Source organism: Planktothrix sp. FACHB-1355 (genome assembly GCF_014748295.1).
Lineage (GTDB): Bacteria > Cyanobacteriota > Cyanobacteriia > Cyanobacteriales > Aerosakkonemataceae > Aerosakkonema > Aerosakkonema funiforme_A.
Genome location: NZ_JACJUP010000136.1, coordinates 1 through 9,359 on the forward strand (window position 1 = coordinate 1; position 9,359 = coordinate 9,359).

Annotated in this window: 11 protein-coding genes; 4 read left to right on the forward strand and 7 right to left on the reverse strand. The window is 42.8% G+C overall.

Features of this window, described 5'->3' with window-relative positions; genetic code table 11:
* On the forward strand, nt 1-1,840 hold a 1,840-nt coding region (locus tag H6S82_RS08810; RefSeq protein ID WP_191056153.1), incomplete at its 5' end, for a CHAT domain-containing protein.
* Nucleotides 1,841-1,851: 11 nt separating this feature from the next.
* Here H6S82_RS08810 and H6S82_RS08815 read toward each other — a convergent pair.
* The 4 genes from H6S82_RS08815 to H6S82_RS08830 all read right to left on the reverse strand — a co-directional run bounded on the left by H6S82_RS08815 (nt 1,852) and on the right by H6S82_RS08830 (nt 5,745).
* The gene (locus tag H6S82_RS08815; RefSeq protein WP_190467051.1) at nt 1,852-3,396 is read right to left on the reverse strand and encodes a GH3 auxin-responsive promoter family protein; all 1,545 of its coding nucleotides are present in this window, start codon (nt 3,394-3,396) and stop codon (nt 1,852-1,854) included.
* Nucleotides 3,396-4,004, reverse strand: coding sequence for an acyl transferase (locus H6S82_RS08820; protein WP_190467054.1), 609 nt, complete (start codon nt 4,002-4,004; stop codon nt 3,396-3,398). The genes H6S82_RS08815 and H6S82_RS08820 overlap by 1 nt, the downstream gene beginning before the upstream one ends.
* Nucleotides 4,005-4,113: 109 nt before the next feature.
* Nucleotides 4,114-4,746 carry a sterol desaturase family protein gene (locus H6S82_RS08825; protein WP_242056870.1) on the reverse strand — a complete coding sequence of 211 codons (633 nt, stop codon included), beginning with the start codon at nt 4,744-4,746 and terminating at the stop codon, nt 4,114-4,116.
* Between the two features lie 9 nt (nt 4,747-4,755).
* Entirely contained in the window at nt 4,756-5,745 is a 990-nt protein-coding gene (locus H6S82_RS08830; RefSeq protein ID WP_242056871.1) for an aromatic ring-hydroxylating dioxygenase subunit alpha, read from the reverse strand.
* Here H6S82_RS08830 and H6S82_RS08835 point away from each other — a divergent pair.
* The 3 genes from H6S82_RS08835 to H6S82_RS08845 all read left to right on the forward strand — a co-directional run bounded on the left by H6S82_RS08835 (nt 5,745) and on the right by H6S82_RS08845 (nt 7,050).
* Complete coding sequence (locus H6S82_RS08835) at nt 5,745-6,005, forward strand: hypothetical protein (protein ID WP_242056872.1); 261 nt, start codon at nt 5,745-5,747, stop codon at nt 6,003-6,005. The two genes, H6S82_RS08830 and H6S82_RS08835, sit on opposite strands and share 1 nt — an antisense overlap.
* Nucleotides 6,006-6,253: 248 nt before the next feature.
* Complete coding sequence (locus H6S82_RS08840) at nt 6,254-6,580, forward strand: hypothetical protein (RefSeq protein WP_190467065.1); 327 nt, start codon at nt 6,254-6,256, stop codon at nt 6,578-6,580.
* An 8-nt stretch (nt 6,581-6,588) separates the two neighbouring features.
* Nucleotides 6,589-7,050 (forward strand): type II toxin-antitoxin system VapC family toxin, encoded by a 462-nt coding sequence (locus H6S82_RS08845; protein WP_190467068.1) that lies wholly within the window; start codon nt 6,589-6,591, stop codon nt 7,048-7,050.
* Nucleotides 7,051-7,082: 32 nt separating this feature from the next.
* On the opposite strand, the gene H6S82_RS08850 is transcribed toward H6S82_RS08845, so the two are convergent.
* The 3 genes from H6S82_RS08850 to H6S82_RS08860 form a co-directional block, all read right to left on the reverse strand.
* Nucleotides 7,083-7,373 carry a 2Fe-2S iron-sulfur cluster-binding protein gene (locus tag H6S82_RS08850; protein ID WP_190467071.1) on the reverse strand — a complete coding sequence of 97 codons (291 nt, stop codon included), beginning with the start codon at nt 7,371-7,373 and terminating at the stop codon, nt 7,083-7,085.
* Nucleotides 7,366-8,571 (reverse strand): P-aminobenzoate N-oxygenase AurF, encoded by a 1,206-nt coding sequence (locus tag H6S82_RS08855; RefSeq protein ID WP_190467074.1) that lies wholly within the window; start codon nt 8,569-8,571, stop codon nt 7,366-7,368. Before H6S82_RS08855 ends, H6S82_RS08850 begins: the two co-directional genes overlap by 8 nt.
* 2 nt (nt 8,572-8,573) lie before the next feature.
* The coding region (locus H6S82_RS08860) for a ferritin-like domain-containing protein (RefSeq protein WP_191056154.1) at nt 8,574-9,359 on the reverse strand (786 nt) is incomplete at its 5' end.

Below are 9,359 nucleotides of genomic sequence, written 5' to 3' on the forward strand. Positions count from 1 at the left end.
TACGCTGATTGGCAGAAATACAACTAATGCTTGGACTCTGACCGGAAATAATAGCGGTACGTACAACAGCACGCTGAATTTCAGCCAATTTCAAAACTTAACGGGAGGTGATGGAACGGATATATTCGTTTTTGTTCCTCCCGCTAGTATTAGCGGAAATATCAGTGGCGGTGCTGGTAATCTGGCGTTAATTGGAGATGAAATTGATTTTTCGGGAGTTGTTTCTGGAACAGGAGATTTACGAATTGAACCTTTAACGGTTAATCGAGAAATTCAAATAGGAGGAACGGATACTGGAAACAATAGCGTTCTTAATTTAACCAGTACAGAGTTAATTTTGTTGCAAAATGGCTTTCGTTCAATTACTGTTGGCAGAACGGATGGCAGCGGAACGATAACTTTGGCAGGTGATGTAATTTTTGAAGACCCAGTAACGCTGCAAACCCTTGGTATAATTAGTTATCAAAATGGGACTATCAGCGGTGCTGACGATGCCAGGATTACCTTAGCAGCTAAGGGAGATATTACCACAGGTAGTATAAGAAATCCGGGTCGCGAGATTTCGATCGCAAGTCAACAAGGGCAAATTAATACAACGGCTGGAACGATTGATACCAGTTCTGTTACGGGTGATGGAGGTGCGATCGCACTCACAGCTTCCGGTAATATTACTATTAGCAACCTTAACTCTAGTTCTACTGCAACTAGAGGAGGAAATCTTGCTCGTCCCGCATCCCAGGATGGGTTAGCTACAGAGGAAAATCAAAGAGTTCAGCAGTCGTTGTGCGATCGCTCTCCTGACGATCCGCTACATATTATAGTAGTGACCGCAACCAGTCCAGCTATTAACCTGCAAATTCCCACAGCCAAACGCGAACAAGTGCTAGCGTTAGCAACTGAAATGCGTAGGGAAGTAACAAATAAATATAAAACCCGCACAACCAGTTATTTAGCTTCAGCCCAACAACTGTATAATTTTCTCATTGCTCCCATTCAACCAACGTTGCGATCGCAAGGAATTGAAAATTTGGTATTAGTTCCGGATGCAGGTTTGCGATCTCTACCATTTGCAGCACTTCACGACGGTCAAAAGTTCCTGATCGAGCAATATAGTTTAGCTTTGATTCCCAGTTTCAGCTTAAGCGAACCTCGCTACGCCAATCTTAAGAAAGCTAGAGTTTTGGGAATGGGAGCATCGCAATTTCGGGATCTAAGACCTTTACCTTTTGTACCTGTTGAGTTAGCAACTATTACTTCTAAGTTGGGGGAAAGTAAATTTTTCTTAAATGAAAGCTTTACGTTCAACAATCTCAAAGCACAACGCACTCAGCAGACTTTTGAAATTGTTCACTTGGCAACTCATGCAGACTTTAAAACAGGAAAGCCCGATAATTCTTACATTCAGCTTTGGGATACTCGCTTGCCATTGCCTCAAATGCAGCAGTTAAACTGGAATGACCCGCCTGTGGAGTTATTGGTACTTTCTGCTTGCCGCACGGCGTTGGGAGACGAACGCGCAGAATTGGGATTTGCCGGATTGGGAGTACAAGCTGGTGTGCGATCGGCCCTAGCAAGTCTGTGGGAAGCCGACGATCGGGGCACGTTCGGACTGATGGTAATATTTTACCAGCACTTGCAGCAAGCTCCCATTCGCGCATTCGCTCTTAGAGAAGCACAAATTGCCCTACTGAAAGGTCAAATGAGAGTAGAAGCGGGAAAATTGCGCGTATTTGAACATACGGTAGCGGTATTGCCTCCCAAATTAGCTGAAACTGCTGCGATAAATTTTGCTCACCCTCACTACTGGGCTACATTTGTACTGATTGGCAATCCCTGGTAGGAAAGTAGCGTCTAGGGACTAGGAGAAGAAAAATACGCTTGTAGGAGTGCAACGTTAATAGGTGATGTTACGAGAATGGGATGTTTAATGCCACCCCAAATACTGCCGGTGCGAACGCGGTACAAAGCTAATACTTCCGGAATTTTGGGAGAGATTAAAACCTGTGGTGGTGCAAGTTGATCGAGTAATCGGGCGCGGTGATACTGGCTTGATTCTGACAAAGCACGATCTAAATGTTGAGCAAGGATATCGGGCGTTTCTTTTGCCGAATCGAGTAACAGAATATAGTGAGGTGGATTGGCAACTGGAACTAAGCTTTTAAAACTGGTTCCTTCGAGATTCAAGCCTTCTAAAATATGGCGCACAAAGGTTTCTTGCAGTTTTTCGCCAACTAAATCGCTAATATTTTGATGTCGCCCCAGAAACTCTAGGCAGGGAGTATGGCGATACCAATGAGTCACCTGAATGCGATCGCCTATGCGATAGCGATACAAACCGCCCTTTTGGGATAAAATAATTGTGTATGTCTGTCCGGTGCTGAGTTCGTGCAATTTATGTAGGCAACCTTTATCGTCTTCAAACTCGAAAAAGACTCGATCGAGAACTGGCACGTATCCCTCAGCTTCAATTAACGGAATTGTCATAGGGGCTTCAGTAGCTAACAAACCTTTACCCTGAACCAAAACGCCTGGAAATTGCGATCGCAGTCCATTTGCCCCATCTGCTGCATTTGCACTATCCCAGCAAGAAATCAGCTTCAAGTTTGACCATAGTTGTGTCCAGGGAATTTTGGTTTCAGCGAGGATTTGCAGACGATCGCGTGAAATTTTGTGCTGTAATTCTTTTGCTAATAACTTCTGATTTGCCTGGATATAATTTAAATGCACCTGGAGGAAACTCGGACTCCAAACAGAAATAATTTCTAATTTCTGGGCTTGCAACAATGCTAAAGCAAGTTGATGTTTAAACAGATGCGGATCGCGCAGGCGATCGAGTTTATCCGGCATCACCAACCAGGGACGTAGAAACCACTGCAACCAACCGTCTAGGTAATCCAGGTCATCTTGCAGAGATAAAGAGCTATCTTTTTTGGTATTCGCTTCATCTAATTGAGGTGAAATACAGGCGTAGAGCTTTCCAGTTGAAAATTGAGGCCCATGTTGAATCAGATCGTTTGCCCAAACACAAAACATCTGATTGAAAGATTTTCGTAGCGATCGCGTGTAAGGAATCCATTTAACTGCGCCACTACTGCCAGATGTTTTTTCATAAAACAAAATGGGTTCGGGAGTTAATGGAATTCGATCGCGTTTGGGATGTTGATTTTGCTCTCCTAAAATCCAAGGTGCAAGTGCTTCATAATCGACGATCGGCACGCGCTGCCAATCTGCTACAGAACGAATTCCCAAGGATTTGCCATACTCGCTTTGAATGAGGCGATCGCAGATATCTTTCTGTACAGATGCCTGAGTTAATTGAGGGTTATCCAATGCTCGATAAAATCGATGGGCAGTTGGTGCAAGAAGTTGCCCAAACAGTTGAATTAATTGACGCATTATTTCACCTTTTGATTGGGATAAAGATTAGTGGCGACTCGTAAATAAGTGCCATCCCGAATAACTACACCAGGGGCGAGATGCGAGCCTGCTCCTACAAATACATCATTGCCAATTTGAACTTTTTTGACATACAACATCAAGTTTTGTTTGCGAGGTTTGATGACATGGGAATAGATGCCAACGCGATGTCCAATTACAACGCGATCGCCTATTTCTAAAAAACCGCGATCGGCAATCTCCAATCCTGGTGTCCAGTACACATTTCGCCCTACCTTAGCACCCCACAAACGCAACCAGTAGGAAAATGCGCCCGGAATCAATCTCAACACCGCTTCTAAAGCGGGAATCGCAATATAAATAGCCTGGATTTGATGGCTTCCCCACCAAGGACTGTACTTTTTTCCCCGCAAATAACTAATACCCTCCCGCACCGGATACACCCACTGATGTAATCGGTAGGCTAGCACTGGCAAACCGTAGAGAGAACTCAGAATCGCCATCCCACTTACGATACCGGGAGAATGTGCAAAGTAGACAAATCCCATCCCAGTTAGCAATAACACAAGGGTAGGAAAGAACAACAAAATCGTACTAATTACTGTCATGAAAAGGGGAAGAAAAGTTTTTGACTAAAGCTTAATTGGGTGGCGATGCCGATTTTGGTTGGCAATTGACTACCTTCATAATAAGTTCCATGCAACCTATCCCAAAGTTTCAGATTTGCACCATAATTGCAGTGAGGGATTGACTGGAATGATGCCATGAGTGATCCTGTGGCAGAATCAACCAAGGAGATAGACAACGGTAAAGCCAACTATGTGAAGGAATTGTCAGTCGGCTGTGTCGCCATAAATCTAGAGCAGAAGTTAAACTAACTCCTAAAAGATAGCCTGTTGGATCGGCTAGCAAGTACATAAATAGGGCATGAACCCACAGATAAACAATTAGAAAACTCGCCCAAAGCGTGTTGCGAGATGTTCCCAAAACATCTAAATCAGTTACAGTATGATGCACCTGATGGATCTGCCAGAAGCGAGCAAAGTGCAAGAGGCGATGATTCCAGTAATAGAGATAATCAACTACAACAAAGCTGAGCATAAATGTTAAAATTAGAGGTAGCTTAAGAGATTCGTGCGCTATGGGTAGCCAGTGACGATAAAGCTGATAAATTAACGTAACTTGCAGTAGGGGAATCAAAATTCCTTGCACAAACAACCCAACACTATCGATTAACCAATCTTCAAGAGATTTTGCTTTGAGTTGAGTTCGACCGTATTTATCGAATATCGTCCATCCAACCAATCCGATAAAAGCAACAAAAACGAGAATTTGTGCAATGCTTTGCATAGCTAAATTTTATACCCAAAATGTAACTTTAACCGATTGATGGGGTAGTTGTCGCGGGTTTTCGCCACGAGCGATCGCATCTCGAATCGACTCCACAAATACATGAATTGTATCGGCGGGTGTATGATAAAATTGCGTGCCGTATTTGGCGATCGTTTCCCCCTGAATGCCCAGAATTTTGACATCCTGTTGAATAATATGTTGTGCTGTCCATCGCACAAACGGACGCGCCAGTTTATTCCAGATCCCGTAGTTATAAGTAACATCAGTGTAAACTAGCGTTGAATTTTCTGTTTCTGGAATAGATTGACTTGTAATGAATAAATGGCGGTTGTCTCCCATCTTGTATTCTACACAGGTGATATTCGGCATATAAAAGCGATCGCTATGTTTAATTTCAACACCTTGCTCATTGAGAAAACGGCTATACCATCCCAGATTGCTGGTTTCGTTCCGATATTCCACCAAAACCGAACCATTGCAGCGTTCGACAATCATTTCTAACTTTTGTTGGCGGGAAGTACGGAAAATACCAGGATGAACAAAGGCTGTGTGCGGAATATCAATAAAGTTTTCCACACAATTGGTAACGTTGTTAGCAAAACGGTTAATTACCCGCACTGTCTCCCACCCAGGTTCTTGATAATGAGGCATGGAAAAGGGATGAAAATCTTCGCTCAAGTCGTCCGCTAACCGCACATAAATATAACCATCCTGTTCTTTTGTTGCGTAACATTTTGCTCGACGCTGCTGGGAAGGTTTGAACGAATCTCCTTCAGCAGGAACAGCAATAACATTACCATTTCGATCGTATATCCAACCATGATAAGAACATTGCAATGCACCGCGACAAACTTTTCCGGCTGAGAGGCGGCTATTGCGATGCAAACAGCGATCGCGCAACGCCACAGCTTGCCCATCTTCTGCGCGAAAAATTGCCAGCCATTCTCCTAAGAGCGATCGCGCCAACACCGTGTTAGGTTTTAATTGGTCGCTCAATGCAACAATGTACCAAAAATCTGCAAATTGCATACAGTGAAGTTTATGAGGTGGATATGCTGAAAACCTTTTGGGCTACTGTTCGAGAAGGAAAAATTGAACTACTGGAGTCATCAGAGTTACCCGAAGGGGCAAAAGTATTAGTAACAGTTTTACCTGATGAAGAAGCTGAGTTTTGGCTTCAAGCCAGTCAAACATCATTAGATACAGTTTGGAACAACACAGAGGATGATGTCTATGCCCAGCTACTCCAAAAATGACATAATTTTGGTTAGATATCCATTTTCAGACTTTTTAAGCGATCGCTCAGTGCAACAATGTACCAAAAATCTGCAAATTGCATGGTGTATAGTGGGGTGTGACGAAAGCGATCGTATCTAAATTATGGCAACCTCTCAAGCAAACACTGACGATGATATCTATAAACTCGCATCGATATCCAGCAAGGTGTCGCAGTTGCTATAATAATTAAATATCCCAATTCATCAGCTATATAGAGGTTGAAACAATGCAAACTCAAGAACCGATTAAACAAGATATATCCAAGGAAACATCTATCCGAGAGCGACTTATTAAAGAAATTGAACAAACTCCCGATCCAATTTTAGCAATATCTTTGGAATTTCTTCTCTTCTTAAAATCTCGCTCTCCCCAGTCATCTGCTACAGAACAGCAGCCTCCTTCTACTGGAGCATCAATCCTAAAAACGCTGGAACGAATTGGGAAATGGGAAGGAGATGATTTAGAGGAATGTTTAGAATTGGTGCATAATTCCCGTAGTAGGATATACATCCCTGCTGCTGATGCTGAAAATGAAGATTCTGAAGAAGGCTGAGTTGTGTCATGTACTTGTTAGATACAAATCACTGTAGTTTAGCAATTCAAAATCAACCAGATATCCTTTCTCGGTTGGCAGCACTTGAGCAATTTCAGATCGCCACTTGCGTTATCGTGCAGGCTGAACTGATTTACATGGCAGAAAATTCCCAAAAAAGAGAGAGCAATCTCAATCGAGTTAAGGAGTTTTTAAGAAATATTATCATCTACGAAATCGACTCAATAACTGCTGAGATATATGGGAAGTTTCAAGCTGAACTGATGCAAAAATTTGGGCCAAAGGAGAAAAGTAAACGCAGAAGAACTCGGATGATTGATATCGGCTTTAGCCAACATGATTTGTGGATTGCGTCAATTGCTATCCAACACAATCTCACCCTGGTTTCTGCCGATCGCGACTTTCAAAGAATCCAAGAAGTGCGTTCTCTTTCTATAGAAACTTGGTATTCTCCTCCAACAGAAGCTTAACAAATGTAATTCTCTATCAACCGGATCTCCTATCATCTTTGCAACCTGCAAATCTCTACATCGGCTGTAAGGTCAATTTGACAAGCTAATCGAGCATTCGGAACATTGGGAGCGAAGGTATCGAGCATTTCTTGTTCATCTGCTTTAGTAGCAGGAATATCGCCAAGCATTTCAACTAAGCAAGTTCCGCAAATGCCAGTCCGACAACCAAATAAGACAGGTGAATTTTGAATTGTGAGATGTTCGGATAAATTTTGATGCGGTTGCAGAGTAATGGGGGGATAATCAGTTCCGGGAAAGGAGATTGTACATAAATCAGACATGGCACAAATCCTCTTGATGTTGCTGTTCAAAGCGTTGAAAGGCTTTTTTTTGGATTTCCAAATATCGCGGAATTGAATTTGATGCCATGAGTGACATTTCGCGATTGCGTTTCCACAGGTAATCGAGTTTTTCAACATAGACTTTATAAGATTCCATTGCTTCCTGATGCGTTAAATAACTGCGGTGTAATCCTTCTGACTCTTCGGTAAAACAGCGTCGCATCATTTCTTTAGCCTCTATGTCTGTTAGAGCGAAAAGAGGCGATCGCAACACGCGATAAATCTTGCCATACAGCGCCGGATCGTACCAGAAAATCCCATTAATCGCAGCCGAAAAGTGAAAGTGATCGCGCTGACATCCCCATAATCCTAAATTAGCGATCGAACTTTCAAATGCAGTCGGCGGCGCAAGACAAGTGACAACATCGTGAGATATAATTGTCGAACTATTGAAATGAAAGCTTTCATCCAGAAAGTGATAATAAGAAATTTTAGCGGGAATGGGTGCTTTGTCTTGATGGGGATGTTTCTGATAATAGTTGCTGAGTTTGTGTTGGATCAATTTACCATTTAACGTCCGCACTCCTCTAACTGTGAAATACTGACAAGCCAAAAAGGTATTATTCGCCGAAATTAAGCCAAAGTATTGCAATTGCATCTTTTTCCACCAAGTTTTTAGCGCATTGGTGTCGGCATAAACCATTGTTTCGGTAAAGGGACTTCGCATTGGGTAGGTAAAGATATGCTCTCCAAACAAAGCTTCCTCAACCTGTTTGGCAATAGTGCGAAATGCGTTGATGTGAGCGCGTTCTTGAGAGGATTCCAAATCTAAAGTATCGCAGATTAAACGAAAATCTTCCTGCGCGTAAAGTCCGGCTGCACTGGTTTGATTGAAGAAGATTGTCGCAATTTCTGCGGAGACTATTTGGGAGTAGTAGGCTACCCAGTAAAGTTGATTTAAAATGACGCGCTGATGTTGGCTGGATTGTTCCCATAAAGGCGTACCGTACAGCAACGAAAACTCTTCTGGATTCCAATATTCGTTTCGGCAATCTTCATAACGAAAATGTCCGACTGCTTCATCGATCGCAGCAGTGCGATCGTGCAGTTTGTTGCGTGTGTAATTAATTTGCAACTTGCGATATATCGTTGGATTATCTGACAGTTGCCGAACAGTTTGTTTTAGATCGTCTTTCATATTTAATATACGCATTTATGAGCGGGTAGTGGTGCAAAATATCCTCGTTCTTCTAACGCTTGGACGATCGCATCACCAGATCCTCCCTGCATGAGCGATCGCAGCAGTTTTAATCGCATCCCGCTGTGAGTTTCCGTATCCAATTCTTGCAGAATTTGAATTTTTTGCGATCGCGACAGATGTCCCATCACCCGTTCGATCGCTGTCAGCACGCTTTGCGGGCCCACCTGTACCATCATAAGAAACCTTGCCAACAGTTCGATAATTAATGTTTGACTAGATTGTGAAATAGAAATTTCCTCAAACAATAAACTTCCCGTAGCATGATGGCGTGCTTCTGCGTCCAAAAAACTAAAAAAAAGCTCTGCAAGAACTTCATGGCGACATTCTTTTGCCAGTCGGCGGTAATGACTTAAACCCCATCCTTCTAACACCACTTGTAACACAAACAACAGCACCGTTTTATCTGCACTTTCAACTACTTCTGCTAATAACCGCAGAAACGGGTTTTCGCTGCCAATTTGTTCCATTTCCGGGCAAAAATAACCAATATGACTGAGGTGAGTAGCTTCATCAGCCGCAAACAATCCGTAGAGCATTCGCTCCTCAACTGTTTCTGCTAACAACACCATTTTTGCCATGTAGCCAACGCCGGCTTTCTCTATGAAATAGGATTCTTCTAACAAGCTGCGATTGGTTAATTGCAGAATAGCACATTTTTCGACATCACTTGCGGCTTGAAAAATTTTGACTCGATCTAGGTTAAAAAATGCAGCGTCCCAATAATC